Annotated in this window: 17 protein-coding genes and 1 pseudogene; 10 read left to right on the forward strand and 8 right to left on the reverse strand. The window is 68.0% G+C overall.

The annotated features are described in order from the left end of the window. Positions 1-7: 7 nt before the first annotated feature. Positions 8-475, forward strand: coding sequence for a twin-arginine translocation signal domain-containing protein (locus HZS55_RS20525; RefSeq protein WP_179909396.1), 468 nt, complete (start codon positions 8-10; stop codon positions 473-475). Positions 476-481: 6 nt separating this feature from the next. Here the strand turns inward: HZS55_RS20525 and HZS55_RS20530 are convergent, their stop codons facing one another. Both HZS55_RS20530 and HZS55_RS20535 read right to left on the reverse strand, forming a co-directional pair. Further along, on the reverse strand, positions 482-1,531 hold the full coding sequence (locus tag HZS55_RS20530; protein ID WP_179909397.1) for a PAS domain-containing sensor histidine kinase: 1,050 nt from the start codon (positions 1,529-1,531) through the stop codon (positions 482-484). A 133-nt stretch (positions 1,532-1,664) separates the two neighbouring features. Further along, positions 1,665-3,587: a beta-CASP ribonuclease aCPSF1 gene (locus tag HZS55_RS20535; protein ID WP_179909398.1), complete on the reverse strand. Its 1,923-nt coding sequence runs from the start codon at positions 3,585-3,587 to the stop codon at positions 1,665-1,667. Positions 3,588-3,818: 231 nt separating this feature from the next. Between HZS55_RS20535 and nikR the strand changes: the two genes are divergently transcribed. Continuing rightward, positions 3,819-4,247, forward strand: coding sequence for a nickel-responsive transcriptional regulator NikR (gene nikR, locus HZS55_RS20540; protein ID WP_179909399.1), 429 nt, complete (start codon positions 3,819-3,821; stop codon positions 4,245-4,247). A gap of 292 nt (positions 4,248-4,539) precedes the next feature. Continuing rightward, entirely contained in the window at positions 4,540-4,680 is a 141-nt protein-coding gene (locus HZS55_RS20545) for a hypothetical protein (protein ID WP_179909400.1), read from the forward strand. A 37-nt stretch (positions 4,681-4,717) separates the two neighbouring features. Here the strand turns inward: HZS55_RS20545 and HZS55_RS20550 are convergent, their stop codons facing one another. Beyond that, positions 4,718-5,188, reverse strand: coding sequence for a hypothetical protein (locus tag HZS55_RS20550; RefSeq protein WP_179909401.1), 471 nt, complete (start codon positions 5,186-5,188; stop codon positions 4,718-4,720). Then, positions 5,188-5,385 carry a DUF5800 family protein gene (locus tag HZS55_RS20555; RefSeq protein ID WP_179909402.1) on the reverse strand — a complete coding sequence of 66 codons (198 nt, stop codon included), beginning with the start codon at positions 5,383-5,385 and terminating at the stop codon, positions 5,188-5,190. Before HZS55_RS20555 ends, HZS55_RS20550 begins: the two co-directional genes overlap by 1 nt. A 120-nt stretch (positions 5,386-5,505) precedes the next feature. Between HZS55_RS20555 and HZS55_RS22470 the strand changes: the two genes are divergently transcribed. The 3 genes from HZS55_RS22470 to HZS55_RS20575 all read left to right on the forward strand — a co-directional run bounded on the left by HZS55_RS22470 (position 5,506) and on the right by HZS55_RS20575 (position 8,848). Then, a complete protein-coding gene (locus HZS55_RS22470) occupies positions 5,506-6,285 on the forward strand; it encodes a pentapeptide repeat-containing protein (protein WP_218927247.1) in 780 nt (259 codons plus the stop codon). A 112-nt stretch (positions 6,286-6,397) separates the two neighbouring features. Next, positions 6,398-7,609, forward strand: coding sequence for a polymer-forming cytoskeletal protein (locus tag HZS55_RS20570; RefSeq protein WP_179909403.1), 1,212 nt, complete (start codon positions 6,398-6,400; stop codon positions 7,607-7,609). Positions 7,610-7,666: 57 nt separating this feature from the next. Beyond that, positions 7,667-8,848, forward strand: coding sequence for a redox-regulated ATPase YchF (locus tag HZS55_RS20575; protein ID WP_179909404.1), 1,182 nt, complete (start codon positions 7,667-7,669; stop codon positions 8,846-8,848). A 24-nt stretch (positions 8,849-8,872) separates the two neighbouring features. Here HZS55_RS20575 and HZS55_RS20580 read toward each other — a convergent pair whose 3' ends face one another. Further along, positions 8,873-9,313 (reverse strand): DUF7124 domain-containing protein, encoded by a 441-nt coding sequence (locus HZS55_RS20580; RefSeq protein WP_179909405.1) that lies wholly within the window; start codon positions 9,311-9,313, stop codon positions 8,873-8,875. Positions 9,314-9,565: 252 nt separating this feature from the next. Here HZS55_RS20580 and HZS55_RS20585 point away from each other — a divergent pair, with 252 nt between their 5' ends. Next, positions 9,566-9,847 (forward strand): hypothetical protein, encoded by a 282-nt coding sequence (locus HZS55_RS20585; protein WP_179909406.1) that lies wholly within the window; start codon positions 9,566-9,568, stop codon positions 9,845-9,847. A 199-nt stretch (positions 9,848-10,046) separates the two neighbouring features. On the opposite strand, the gene HZS55_RS20590 is transcribed toward HZS55_RS20585, so the two are convergent. Both HZS55_RS20590 and HZS55_RS20595 read right to left on the reverse strand, forming a co-directional pair. Further along, positions 10,047-11,111, reverse strand: coding sequence for a guanosine monophosphate reductase (locus HZS55_RS20590; RefSeq protein WP_179909407.1), 1,065 nt, complete (start codon positions 11,109-11,111; stop codon positions 10,047-10,049). 115 nt (positions 11,112-11,226) lie between these two features. Beyond that, positions 11,227-12,081, reverse strand: a complete 855-nt coding sequence (locus tag HZS55_RS20595; RefSeq protein ID WP_179909408.1) for a UbiA family prenyltransferase — start codon at positions 12,079-12,081, stop codon at positions 11,227-11,229. A gap of 123 nt (positions 12,082-12,204) precedes the next feature. Here HZS55_RS20595 and HZS55_RS20600 point away from each other — a divergent pair, with 123 nt between their 5' ends. The 3 genes and pseudogenes from HZS55_RS20600 to HZS55_RS23080 all read left to right on the forward strand — a co-directional run bounded on the left by HZS55_RS20600 (position 12,205) and on the right by HZS55_RS23080 (position 13,671). Beyond that, positions 12,205-12,564 carry a MarR family transcriptional regulator gene (locus HZS55_RS20600; protein WP_179909409.1) on the forward strand — a complete coding sequence of 120 codons (360 nt, stop codon included), beginning with the start codon at positions 12,205-12,207 and terminating at the stop codon, positions 12,562-12,564. After that, positions 12,561-12,900, forward strand: a pseudogene (locus tag HZS55_RS23075) (type II toxin-antitoxin system PemK/MazF family toxin). Before HZS55_RS20600 ends, HZS55_RS23075 begins: the two are co-directional and overlap by 4 nt. A 207-nt stretch (positions 12,901-13,107) precedes the next feature. Continuing rightward, complete coding sequence (locus HZS55_RS23080) at positions 13,108-13,671, forward strand: lycopene cyclase domain-containing protein (protein WP_394353544.1); 564 nt, start codon at positions 13,108-13,110, stop codon at positions 13,669-13,671. A 46-nt stretch (positions 13,672-13,717) separates the two neighbouring features. Here the strand turns inward: HZS55_RS23080 and HZS55_RS20610 are convergent, their stop codons facing one another. After that, positions 13,718-14,089 carry a hypothetical protein gene (locus HZS55_RS20610; RefSeq protein ID WP_179909411.1) on the reverse strand — a complete coding sequence of 124 codons (372 nt, stop codon included), beginning with the start codon at positions 14,087-14,089 and terminating at the stop codon, positions 13,718-13,720. Positions 14,090-14,120: the final 31 nt, after the last annotated feature.

Here is a 14,120-nt window from a genome sequence, read left to right on the forward strand (position 1 = left end):
TTTCGGTATGCCCTCTAGACGAGACATGCTCCGCGCGACGGCCGGAGCGGCCGCGCTGTCCGCGACCGCCGGCTGTCTCGGAACGGGCCCCTCGGCCCCGGTACTCAACTGCCTGAGCGCGACCAACGACACCGCGGAGAGCCAGACCGTCCACGTGCTCGTCGAGCACGAGGGCGAACTCGCCGCCTGGGAGACGGTCGACCTGGCCGGGCAGGAGGAGTCCGGGGCGTCCCGAAAGTGGGTCGAGCGGACGTGGCCCGCCGAGCCGGCGCCGTTCCTCGTTCGGGCACGCGTCGAGGGACGCGACGGTCGGAAGCGGGGCGATTCCGCCGAGCTGGCCGACGGGAACTACATCCACTACGATTTCGAGGTCGAGACCGCCTCCGCGACGCTCTGGAAGAACTCGGTCCCGGACCCGGGCGACCAGTGTGCGGGCGCACCGGTCGCGACCGACACGCCCCGTCCCACCCGCTGAGGCGGGTCACCGGCTCGCGTCGCGCTCGTCGACCCGCGGGAGCGAGACGGTGACGACGTTCCCACCCGGTTCGTTCGCCGCGAAGGAGAGTTCGCCGCCGAGCGAGTTCACGCACCACTGCATCACCCAGAGGCCGACGCCGGTGCCGTGGTAGGTGCTGCTGGCCGCGACGGTCTCGTCGAGCACGTCGGTCTCCACGTCGGGGATCGGCGGCCCGTCGTCGGCGACGCGGATCACGCACTGGCCGCCGTCGTCCGCGGTCACGGTCACCTCGACGGTCGGTGACTCGCGGTCGTTGTGTTCGATCGCGTTCTCGACGGCGTGTTCGAGCGCGTAGCGAAGCCCCTCGTCGGCCATCAGCCAGGCGTTCTCGTCGACGACGAGGGAGAGCTCCGCGTCGGGATAGGACTCGCGGGCGCCCTGGACGACGGGTCCGACGACCGCGCGGACGTTCGTCGGCTCCCGCTCGGTCGCGTCGGGTTCGGCCATCTCCTCGATCTGGGTGACGGAGTCGCTGAGGCCGCCGACCTCGTCGGCGACTCGCGCGATCGTCTCCGCCTCGGCGGACAGCGCCTCGTCGTCGACGGCCCGGCCGACGTGGGCCGCGCGCCCTCGCACGAGGTCCATCCTGTTGCGGAGGTTGTGACGGACGATCCGACTGAGCAGGCGCAACCGCCGCTCGCGGGTCCGGTACTCCGTGATGTCGTCGATCTCCGCGAGGACGCACTCCTCTCCGTCGATAGTCGTCGGACTCAGACGGACCCGAACCCAGCGCAACTCCCCGGTCGCGCGCTCGATCTGCCACTCGAAGCTCTGGCGCTCGCCGGCGGCGGCCGCCCGGATCCGCCGCGTGGCCTCGCTCTCCGTGTACTTGGTCGACGGTGCGGTGTACTCGCCGACCGACATCTCCCGGAGCTCCGCCGCCGAGTAGCCGTACAGCTGCTCCAGGCGCTCGTTCACGTCCAGAATCGCACCGCTCTCGGGGTCGTGAAGGGTGATCCCGGTATCCAGGTCGTCGAACGCCGACGGGAGCGTTACGCCCCGGAATACACTCATTACCCGATCGTTGTGATTCCAGTCGCTTACCAGATGGGCCTAAAGAATTTGGCCGATAGCTACGACCGCGGGACAGCGGTCGGGCTCGACCACTGTCCCGTGGGAGCGACGGGGACGGGAGGGTCCGAGTCGGCTACCCCAGCCGGAAGGTCTCCAGATTCTTCGGCGCGACGGTTCGCATGCCGAACTCCTCGTAGAGCGCCGACGAGAGGTGGTCGGTCGACGACTCGTCGCCGTGGACACAGAGGACCGTCTCCGGACGGGGGTTCATCGTCTGGACGAACGTCTCCAGGCCCTGACGGTCGGCGTGGCCGGAGAAACCGTCGACCGTCTCGACGCCCATGTTCAGGGCGACCCGGTCGGCCCCGCGCCCGCTCGTGTCGTTCAGCGAGATCTCGTCGCGACCCTGCTGGATCTGGCGGCCGAGCGTCCCCTCGGCCTGGTAGCCGACGAACACCAGCGTGCTCTCCGGGTCGCCGCCGAGCAGGCGGAGCCAGGACATGATCGGGCCGCCGGTGATCATCCCCGAGGTCGTCAGGACGATCGCGGGCTCGTCGTCGGTGATGTCCCGGCGCATCTCCTCGCCGCCGTCGACCTGCCGGAACTGGTCGGCGAGGAACGGGTTGTCGTCCTCGTAGAGGATCCGCTCGCGGAGCCGTTCGCGGAGGTGGTCGGGATAGGCGGCGTGGATCGCCGTCGCCTCGCGGATCATCCCGTCGAGGTACACCGGCATCGTCGGGATCCGGTCTTCCCGCATGGCCTCCTCGAGCACGAGCATGAGCTCCTGTGAGCGCCCGACGGCGAACGCCGGGATGAGGATCTTCCCGCCCTTCTCGTGGGCCTCGTTGATCACCGTCTCGAGCTTGCGCTCGGAGTCCTCCTGGTCGGTCTGGTAGTCGTCGCGGCCGCCGTAGGTCGACTCCAGTATCAGGGTCTCGACCCGCGGGAAGTCGTTGACGGCGCCGTCGAGCAGGCGGGTGTCGCGGTAGTGGATGTCCCCGGAGAACGCGACGTTGTAGAACCCCTCGCCGACGTGGAAGTGCGAGACGGCCGACCCGAGGATGTGCCCCGCGTTGTGCATCGTCAGCTTCACGTCGGGGGCGATGTCGGTGACGTTGCCGTACTCGACGGGGATCGTGTGTTTGAGCGCCTCTCGAACCATCGCGCTGTCGTACGGCGGCGTCCGTCCCTCCTTCGAGGCCACGTCGAGGTAGTCGAGCTGGAGCAGTCCCATCAGGTCCCGCGTCGGCTCGGTCGTGTAGATGGGGCCGTCGTAGCCGTACTTGAACAGGATCGGGATCAGCGCCGAGTGGTCGAGGTGGGCGTGGGTCAGCACGACGGCGTCGATCGAGTCCGGGCCGGCCGCGAGCGCTTCGGGCGCCTGGAGGTACGGCACCTCCCCCTCGGCGCCGGGCTTGTCGCCGCAGTCGATCAGGATCCGCGTCTCCGGGGTCGAGAGGAGGAACGAAGCGCGGCCGACTTCGCGACAACAGCCCAGCGTGGTGACGCGGACCCACTCCTCGTCGGTCGTCGTCGGGCTGTGGATCTGCCGCCCGACGTCTTCGAGGATCGTCTGTCGCTCGTCGCGCTCCCCTTTGAGGAAGTTGCGGACGTTCGAGACCGTCGAGGACTCGATCGGGGGCGTCCGGACCACCTCGGGCGTCCAGCCGACCGCCGCCCTGATATCCTCGAGCGTTTCGCCGTGACGGCCGATCACCATCCCCGGCTTCTCGGCCTCGATGTGTACCTCGCCGGTCGAGCTGTCGAAGTCGAGCGACTGGACGCCGGCGTCGTCCGGGATCGTGTCGCGGATCGTCCCCTCGGCCTCCCGCTCGGGGACGAGCGCGTCCGCGGTCGGACGGACCGTGATGCGTTTCTTGAACGTACTCGCCAGCTTCGGCACGAGCCGGTCGCGCTCGGCGAACGTCTCCACGTCGGGCGAGTAGATGACCAAGTCCGGCCCCTCGAACTGGACGCTCGAGATCTCGATGTCGTCAGGTGTCTCTTCGTCGATCTGCGCGTGGATCTCGTCGATCGAATCGTGTGTCGTTTTCATGCGTTTCCTTCGAATCCGGGTCCGCGCCGCGAGAACCGCCGAAAAACCCGACGGCTACCGGGTCGATACCTAGACTCAGTTCGAGCGCGAGTAAGAATCTTCCCTTCCGGACCGAGCGGAGTCGACGCGAACACGCGGGTCGTTCGTCTCCGCGCCCGGGCGACGGAGACGCGCTCCGAGCGATCGGAGCGAGTAATAGCCTTTAATAATTGTTGACGCGTGTGTTGTTATATGAGCGTCGTAAGCGTCTCGATGCCGGAGGAACTGCTCGAGCGGATCGACCAGTTCGCGGACGACCACGGTTACACCGGTCGGAGCGAGGTAGTCCGGGAGGCCAGTCGGAACCTCCTCGGCGAGTTCGAGGACAAGAAACTCGAAGGTCGCGAGCTGATGGGCGTCATCACCGTCGTCTTCGACTACGAGACGACGACCGTCGAGGAGAAGATGATGCACCTCCGCCACGAACACGAGGACCTCGTCGCCTCGAACTTCCACAGCCACGTCGGCGGCCACCACTGCATGGAGCTGTTCATCCTCGAGGGGTCGCTCGAAGACATCTCGACGTTCGTCGGCAAGATCCGGGCGACGAAGGACACGCTCACGGTCGACTACTCGGTGCTGCCCGTCGACGACTTCGGGCCGCTCGCCGATATCGACTGAGCCCGTTCTCTCTCCTCGCCGAGTTCAGACCGTAGCAGCGACGGCTGCGGACTCCTCGGAGTGATATTAAGATTCCATCTACAGACCACAGATAGTATTATAATTAACCTTAGAATTGGTACCGCCGATGGTTCGAATGTCGCGCCGAAGACGAGATAATCAACGCCTCGAACAACCTCGCGATGGCCACCAGCGTCGCCTACATGGGCCTGATCAGCCTGGCGTTCCTCTGTATGGACGGCGGGACCTCGACCGGCCGAACAGCTAAGTCCGCGGGCGTTCACGTTCGGTCGTGAACGCGCTCGACCGCTTCGACGAGCCCGCGTGGGTCACTGCCGCGGCGACGCTGGTCAGCTACGGCCTGATACTCGCGGTCCTGTTCGCGCTGCTGTTCGTCGTCCCATTTCTCGTCTACTCACAAACGATCGCCTGACCGACCGCCGGGGATTCGACGGACCGGGACCGACCGGTCAGTACGCCCCGGTGGTCACGCTCGTCCCCGCTTCGTACACCGAGCAATCGACGAAGAAGTCGTCCGCCGGATTTCCGACCTCGACCCAGACGCCGATCCGCTCGCCGTGGTCGGCCGACGCCTCGACGTACAGGAGGCCGGTCGCGCTCGACGATTCCAGCGGCGCTGCGGCGGCTCCCGGCTCGATCGTCAAGTCGTAGCTATCCGTCCACTCGAACCGAGACTCGTCGACCTCCCCGTCCGCCGCGGCGGCCTCGAAGTCGTCGCGGAACGAGTCGGTTCGCTCCTCCAGAGGGTCGACCGCACCCACCTTCCAGACCCGCAGGTCGACGCTGCGGGGCGCCCCGCTCTCGTTTTCGACGGTGTACGGCGGACGGTCCTCGGACTCGGTGCCCGAGACGAGCGAACAGCCGGTGACCGCGACCGCGGCCGGGACGGCGGCGAGCAGGCCGCGCCGCGCCGCGTCCATCAGTCGACGAGCTCGGCGATCTGTCGCGCTTCGCCGGAGGGCGAGGCGTTCTTCTCGACCATCCGCAGGACCTCGTGGTCGGTGATCTCGGGGTAGGGCTTGTCGATGGCGTCCTCGATGAGCGACTTCTCCAGGCGGAAGTCGTGGCCCTCGTAGACCACGTCGACGCCCTGTTCGTCGAACGAGAGAGCGGTCATACGCCGGGGGTAGGCCAGCGCCCCTTAAATATCTGGAGGTCACGGGAGATCCGCCGACCTGGGTCGCGGACCGCCCGGGGAGCGGATTTATCCGTCGGGGCCGAGAGTGCGTCGGTACGGATGACAGGGGAGGCGGGCGACGACGGCGACGACCTCAGCGGCCGCGACCTCGCCGGGACGAACTTCCAGGGCGCCGACCTCGCGGGCGTCGACCTGAGCGGGACGGACCTCTCGGGAGCGGCGCTGACGGGCGCGAACCTGCGGTACGCCGACCTGAGCGGGGCGGATCTGACCGGTGCGGACCTCAGAGGCGCCGACCTCGTCGGGGCGGATCTCTCCGACGCGGACCTCTCCGACGCGAGCCTGGTGGGTGTCGATCTGGACAGTACGAACCTCGACGGCGCGGAACTCGCCGGCGCGGACCTTCGCGGGGCGAGGGCCGGCGACACCGGCACCGGTGGCGCGAGCGGGGACAAGTCGCTGTCGTCGACGGTCGCTTCCGTCGCGGGCGTCGGGACGCTCGTCGCCGGTCTGGCGGCCCTGGCCCTCGGCGTGTCGTGGTTCTGGTTGGTATTCGTGGTCGGCTTCCTCGTCGTCGCGCCGGTCGCCGAGTGGCTCGCGGGTCGCTACGACTCCCACGCCGACGATGCCGGCGACGCCGAGCCCGACGAGGCGGCGGACGCCCTGGCCGAACTGCGGGACCGCTACGCCCGGGGCGACATCGACGAGGCGGAGTTCGAGCGCCGTGTGGAACGCCTGCTCGAAACCGAGTCGGTCGACGACGCCGAGTCACACTACGGCGCGGACGACACCACGGATGCCGACGGGACAGTCACGGCCGGCCGGGGCGTCGAATCGGACCGTGACGGGGACGCCGATCCGGAACGCGAGCCCGAGTGAGCGCGAGCCCGGCGACCCCGGGACACGGCTGCAGTGTCACCGTCAGACGTGCGTCAGACGCGCGTCGTGCGCGGTGTGAGGCTTTATTACGACCGAAATCGCTATAGACGGTGTGCCGATCCGCTCGGACCCGCTCGACGAACTGACGATCCCGGACGGGACTACGGTCGAGGAGCACGACCTGGTGACCGACGGGGACGTGATCGTCGGCGGGCAGAGCACCGTCGAGTTCGGTGTCCGCGGCGACGACATCATGGCGGGCGAGCGGGTCACCTTCGACGGCCACATCGAGGCCGAGGGCGACTGTCGTCTGGACATGTGGAGCGAGGTGGAGGAGGACGTACTCGTCGGCGGCGACGCCTACCTCGGCGAGCGGACCCGGGTCGGCGGCGAGCTCAAGGTCGCCGGCAACGTCGACATCGGCGACGACGTGGACATCGAGGAGAGCTTCGAGGCCAGCGGCCACATCGTCATCCGCAACCCGATGCCGACGGTCGTCTTCCTGGTCGTTTACCTCTCGCAGCTGCTGCGCATCGGCGAGGAGGAGGCCGCCGAGGACCTGGCGAGCCAGCTCGTCGACGCCGAGGACGAGGAAGACGAGCCGGTCGTGATCCCGCGGGGCGCCCGCGTCAGCGACGACGCGTGGCGCGTCTCCACGCCGGCCACCGTCGGCGACGACTGCCGGCTCCACGGGAACGTCCGCGCCGAATCGCTCGAGGTGGGAAGCGACAACACGATATTCGGCAGTCTCCGCGCCCGCGGCGACGTGACCGTCGGCCCCGACAGCGAGATCAAAGGCGACGTGACCACCCGCGGCGGCGACGTGGCCGTCGCGAGGGGCGCGACCGTCTGGGGCGACATCTCCGCCGAGGACGTCGAGCTCCACGAACACGCCGTCGTCGAGGGGAAGATCCGCGTCAGCGGCGAACTCACCCAGGTCCGCGACGCGCTCGGGCCCGACCCCGCCGACGACGGGACGGACACCGACGCGGACGCGGCGGACGACGCCGAATCCGAGTCGGCCGACGAGCTCGATTCGGCGGACCCCGAATCGACCGAGAGCGAGACGGACGACCCGACCGAGACCGAACCGGACGACCCGACCGACGCTACCGGAGACGACCCGGCCGACGCTACCGGAGACGACCCGGCCGACGCGGACGGCGAGTCCGAGGGCGAACCCGACGACGACCCGCCGGCGGTCGAGAGCCGCGAGACGGTCGAGGCGGAACTGGACGGCGTCGTCCCGATGATGGGCGAGGACCCGGCCCACAGCGAGAACGGCCACGACGAGGACGCGGAAGTCGTCCCGGACGCCGACTGACCGAACGCGGGACGAGCGACCGAAAGCGGCTTTTCCCGGCCGACGGTACCCGGTAGCATGCTCTCTATCGCGCTCGCCGGCAAGCCCAACGCCGGCAAGTCGACCTTCTACAAGGCCGCGACGATGGCCGACGTGGACGTGGGCAACTACCCCTTTACGACCATCGACGCCAACCGCGGCGTCACCCACGTCCGTACCGATTGCCCCTGTCTCGACCGCGAGGAGCGCTGCGGGCAGGAGAACTGCCACGACGGCAAACGCTTCGTCCCCGTCGAACTGCTCGACGTGGCGGGGCTGGTCCCGGGCGCTCACGAGGGGCGCGGACTGGGCAACCAGTTCCTCGACGAGCTCTCGAACGCCGACGCCATCCTCCACGTCGTCGACGCTTCTGGGGGGACGGACGAAGAGGGCGAACCGGTCGAGGTCGGCGAGCACGACCCGGTCGAGGACCTGCAGTTCATCGAGGAGGAGATGGACCTGTGGCTGGCGAGCATCGTCGACCGCAACTGGGAGGGCGTCGAGCGGGCCTCGCGCTCGCCCGACTTTGACATCGACGAGGAGCTGACGGAGCTGCTCACCGGCGTCGGCGCGACCGAGTTGGACGTGGCCCGCACCCTGCGGGACCTCGACTATCCCGACGACCCGATCCAGTGGACCGACGAGCACCGCGAGGAACTGGCGAGCGAGATCCGCGAGCGCACGAAACCCATCGTCGTCGTCGCGAACAAGGCCGACGTGGCGCCGCCCGAGAACCTTCAGGCGCTCAAGGAGCGCAACGAGGCGACCATCCCGACGACGGCGGACGGCGAGCTCGCCCTGCGGAAGGCCGCCGAGGCGGGCGTCGTCGACTACGACCCCGGCGACGCCGATTTCGAGATCGTCGGCGACGTGAGCGACCAGCAGGCGGAGGGCCTCGAACAGATCCGCGAGGTGATGGCCGACCACGGCGGCACCGGCGTCCAGCAGGCGCTGGACACCGCCGTCTACGACGTGTTACAACAGATCACGGCCTACCCCGTCCAGGACGAGACCCACTGGACCGACGGCCAGGGCAACGCGCTGCCCGACGCCTTCCTCCTCGGGTCGGGGTCGACGCCGAAAGACCTCGCCTACGCCGTCCACTCGGACATCGGCGACGGCTACCTCCACGCCGTCGACGCGCGGAAGAGCATGCGCATCAGCGACGAGGAGGAACTCGACGAGGGCGACGTGATCAAGATCGTCTCGACGGCGAACTGAGCGGGGAGGCGACCGAACGGTCCGTCACCCCGTGATTCGCGTCCAGAGTCGCGCGAGCAGATCCGATCCGGCCGACCCGGGACCGCCGTCGTCGCCCCCGAGCGACCAGCCGGCGGCGTCGGCCACCTCGGCGGGCGTGCGGTACTCCCAGCCGGTCGCGTCGGCGATCCGGCGGTCTTCGGGCGTCGTGCCGACGAAGACGTGCCGGGGCGCGTCGCTGGACTCGCGGATCCCCTCCATCGTCAGCCAGATGTCTCGATCCCCGAGTTCGAAGTCCTGCGCGAGGTCGTGGTCGGCGACGAACTCGACGACCGCGTCGGTGTCGTTGGCGACGACGCCGACGTAGCGGCTCCACTCGCGGGCGTCGGCGAAGACCCGCTTTGGGTCCGCGAACTGCTCGATGGCCGCGAGTTCGAACGCGAGGGTCATCTCGCTGCTCCGGTCGCCCTCGGCGGCAATGCTCATACGCGTGTATTCGGGCGCTTCGGGTAAAGCACCTGTCCGCGTGACGTTCAGTTCGGAGCGTGTGCTGGCCGCGATACACCCTCGATTTTCACACACTTCTCGAAAGGCGTACAAGGTGACAGTGCGTCTCACTGCGTGGCAGATCCCACAAAAAGCTGTGAACCCGTTCCAAGCGGTTCCCACAAACAAACTCTAAATGAGAGAATATCCGTGCTAAGTTTTAACAGACAGTCGAATGATGGATCAGAAGTAATGCCAGACCCAGAGTTGCCGATGCTCCCGGACGGCACGACGCTTCGATGGCAATACCTTGAAAAAAGCGAATATTCCGCGATTACGATCTTTGCGGAAGTTCAAGATGGCCGGATCCAGTTCCAAGGCGAACCGAGGAGTCCCTCGGGCGCAACACGTGATTTTGACACCCTGATTAGAGGGGAAGACGGTTACGCGTGGGACTATCCGTGGGAAGAGTGGGAGTGGAACACGGGCGAAGAATGGGTTCCGATCAAGAGACTCAGAGAAGGAGATAGCTGATCCATCGACTCACTCGAAGATGGTTAGACGCCGCAGGATCGGGAGATTATAAGAGCGACTCTCCGAGTTCAAGGCTGTATCAACACTCCGAGTCTTGCAGTGACGTTCCGATTAGAGATTGATAAGACGAGCAGGCTCCGGATACTGATTTACCTGCCTTTACTGTCCGCTCACTTATAATTCAAGCTGGCCGTTGACATCAGTCGTCGACGACGATCGTCTCCCAGTCGTGGTCGCCGTGGGCGCCCTCGCGCTCCTTGGCGGCCTGCTCGACGCGGATGAACTCCGCCTTCTCGCGGGCCGCCTCGATCGTGTGGCCGCCGCAGTAGGAGAGCCCCGATTTGATGCCGGCGCAGAACTCCGCGGCCACGTCGGCCAGCGGGCCCTTGTACTCGGTGAACCCCTCGACGCCCTCGTCGGCGTCGACCTCGGCGCCGGCGTCCTCCTTGTCCGAGCGCTCTTCGGCGGCGGCGGTCGTCGCCATGCCGCGGGACTTCTTGTAGCGCTCGCCGTCGACCTCGACGATCGCTGGTGGCGTCTCCTCCGTGCCGGCGAAGAGGCTGCCCATCATCACCGTGTCGGCGCCGGCCATCAGCGCCTTGACGGCGTCGCCCGACGAGCGGATGCCGCCGTCGGCGACGATGGGGATACCCAGTTCGTCGGCGGCGTCGGCGCAGTCGTCGACGGCGGTGAGCTGCGGGACGCCCGCGCCGGCGACGCGGCGGGTCGTGCAATGACTGCCGGGGCCGATCCCGACTTTCACGCAGTCGGCGCCGGCGGCCGCCAGGTCGCGGACGCCCTGCGGCGTCGCGACGTTGCCGACGACCAGGTCGGTGTCGGGGAACTCCGCGCGGAGGCGTTCGACGGTGTCGAGACAGCGGTCGAGGTGGCCGTGGGCCACGTCGACCATCACGCAGTCGACGCCCGCGTCGACGACCGCCGCGGTGCGGGCGACGGCGTCCTCGGCGATGCCGACCGCGGCGCCGACCGGCTGGCCGGCATCGACGACGCGTTCGACGGCCGCGGCCTGTTCGTCGACGGTCATGAACCGGTGGATCGTGCCGAACCCGCCGGCCCGGCCGATCGCGACCGCGGCGTCGGGACCCGTCACGGTGTCCATGGGGGCCGAGAGGAGGGGGTTGTCGAGTTCGATATCGGCAGTCAGGCGCGTCGAGAGATCGACGTCGCTCCGACTGTCGACGGGCGACCGCTGTGGGACCAGCAACACGTCGCCGTACGAGAGCCCGGTTCGGAGGTCGTTCATACCGCCACAATCGTAACGCGTCCGACCGTAAAGCGGTGACGGTCCGCGGAGAGCGTAGCCGGTACCTACTCCCGTCGCCGAGCGGGCGGGTCCGGCGCGGCCTCGCGCCGTCCGGTCAGCCCAGCGGGCGGAACCACACCGCGGCGACGAGGACGGCGAGGAAGAGGTACGACCCGCGGATGAGCAGCATCGTCGCGAGTTCGGGCTCGGCGCGGCGGGCGACGAGCGCGACCGCGCCGAAGACGAGCGCTGCGAGCCCGGCGCTGGGGGGGATCGCCCGTAGCCCGAGCGCGAGTGCGACGACGGCGACCATCCCCGTCGCCATCAGCGCGTAGGCCGCCCGGTAGGCGCCGCGTTCGCCCAACACGACGGCGACCGTCCGCTTGTCGATCGAGCGGTCGTAGTCGAAGTCCTGGGCGTCGTCGACGACCTTGATACCCGAGAGGACGAGGAGAAAGACGCCGGCGAGCCCGACGATCGCGGGCGTGAGCCGGCCGGTCTGGACGTAGAATCCGCCGACCAGGGCGAGCGCGATCCCCGCCGGATAGCCCGTCGTGGCGCCGACGGTGTTGGTGTCGAGCTGCGGGGCGTGGAAGTACCCCAGCGCCCACGTCGGCGCCGTCAGCGCGGCCGCGCCCGGCCCGGCGAGCGCCCAGACGGCGGCGAGCGCGACCAGAAACCCCGCCGTCGACCCGGCGAGCGCGCGCCGGCAGGTCGAGGCGGAGAGGGGATGGCTGTCGTCCTCGTCGCGGACGTGGAAGTCGACGTAGCCGTCCTTGACGTGGGCCGTGTAGACGGCGAAAAAGAGCGCGGCGACGTGGGCGCCCGCTGTCGCCGGGTCGACCGCGCCGGCGAAGACGCCGCCGAACAGCGACGCCGAAAGCGGCGGCAGCATGAACACCGGGTGGACCTGCGAGAGCAGCGCTCGAACGACCGGAACTCCACCACTGGCGTGCGTGGCCTCCCCCATGGGGTCCCGTTGGGCCGGGAGCGACAACGTTCTTTCGCAGGATCAGGTCTCGCACCCCGACGACGCCGACGATACTAACAAACATGCCAAACCACTATGGTCCAACAGCCCCAACATTGGTCTATGTCGAGCGGTGCTATCGATATCGACGAGTTCGAAGACGCTGACGCCAACGAATTCGAGGAACGGAATGATACCGAGCGAATCGTACTGTTCCTCGACGAGAATGACGACCGGGCGTGGAAGGCTGCGGTGATTGCCGAACGACTCGGGCTGGAGACCGACGCTGTCAGTGCGATCCTCTCACGATTGAAGGAGCGTGAACTCGTGCGACACAAGCGCCCGTACTGGGCGATCACGGCCGACAAGGAACGACTTCAGTCGGCCTACCGGCTCCACCGACATCACGAGACGGCAGACGATCAGTGCGGTGAAGAGCGTCTCGAAGCCCTCCGAACCGAGGAGATGGAAGAGGTACAGTGACTGCGTTCGAAGAACTGGAACGCGGTGACATCGTCTGGGCGGCCGATCCGCTCTCGGAGAAAGGTCGCCCGATGCTCGTGCTGGGAACGCCTCGATTCCCGAATCACGGCGGCAACTCATCACGGTTCTGATTTCCACGAAGACCTATCACGAAGCGACACTCACGCTCAGAGACGACGACTACGAGGGCGACCCACTCGGGGAACGAGTCACGTTCTCCCGTGGTCGCTCGCGACTCTCACCAGTGCCGCGGACATTGACCACTACCTGACATCGCTCGTGGACGACCGCACCGAGGATGTGGCGAGTCAGGTGATCGAGTACATCACCTCGTGACATCCTCTCCGCGACGGACGGAACAATTCCATCTTCGAAGCAAGACAGGTCGAATACCGCTGATTCGCTCGCGCGCTGTATGCAGCCCGCTCAGAGCGACAGCTATCGGAACCGGAAGTACATTTCACGACCAGTTCCCAGGAGAAGCGAACACCCTCCGGAAGCGGACCCCGACCGCTCATGTGCGTGCGACGACGATACCATGGTATGGATAGCGGTCGCGTGGCTCAGTTCGTTGCCGGCACCTTCGCCCTCGGTATCGTCACGCTCTGGGCGACCGTCGCGGGCGTCGCGCCGCCGAGCGGCGGTCTGGCGACGGTCGTCTGGCTCGCGACCGCTCTCGTCGTCGCCGCAGGGCCCGTCGAGCGGGCGCCGAACCGGCTGGTGCTGGGCGGCGCCGCCGGCCTGGTCGCGCTCGCCGCTGCCGTCGCGGCCGAACCGCTCGCCGCTGCTCCGCTCCCCGACATCGGCGTGCTCGGCGCCTACACCTACCTCGCGACAGAGGTGGTCTTCGGGTCGCTCGCGCTCGCACTCCTCGTCCGGGCGGGCCGAGCGGCACTCCGCCGCGCGGCGGTGACCGTCGCGGTCATCTACCCGCTGGCGTACGTCTGGGACTGGTACACGCTCGAGGTCGGCGTGTTCGCCGTTCAACTGCGGACGGGCGTCGAGTTCGTCGGGATCCCCGTCGAGGAACACCTGTTCATGGTCGTCGTGCCGGCGCTGGTGCTGGGCGTTCACGAGACGCTGCACGGTCGGTCCGAGACGGAGTGACGCGAGGGCGAAGGGCCGACACGCGGGGGCGGAACCGGGGCGGCGCCTAAACGAGGTTGTCGTCGTCGAAGACGAACGCGGAGACGTGCGAGGCGAGCCGCCGGGCGTCGTCTTCGGTCTGGGCGTGGAGCTCGCCGGCGACGTGGCCGGTCTCGCCGCCGACGCCGGCGGTCTGGGAGTCGGGGTCGACGCGGACGGAGTACGAGCGCAGCGAGCGCACGTGCTCGCGGAGTTTCCGCAGGGCTCGCTCGGAGAGCTGGCCGTCGAGGTGCTGCAGGTCGTAGCGGACGACGTAGCCGCGCTCGCCCTCGCGGACGGCGACCACGGGGAGCCCGCGGTCGGCACAGCGGTCCCACAGCGAGCGCCCCTCCGCCTTGGTCTCGTAGGTCGGGACGTTCGACGGCGTCAGTTGGTCCATCGCCCGCCGGTAGGGTCGCGAGACGTTTCTA

Origin of the sequence: Halosimplex rubrum, assembly GCF_013415885.1 — an archaeon.
Taxonomy (GTDB): domain Archaea; phylum Halobacteriota; class Halobacteria; order Halobacteriales; family Haloarculaceae; genus Halosimplex; species Halosimplex rubrum.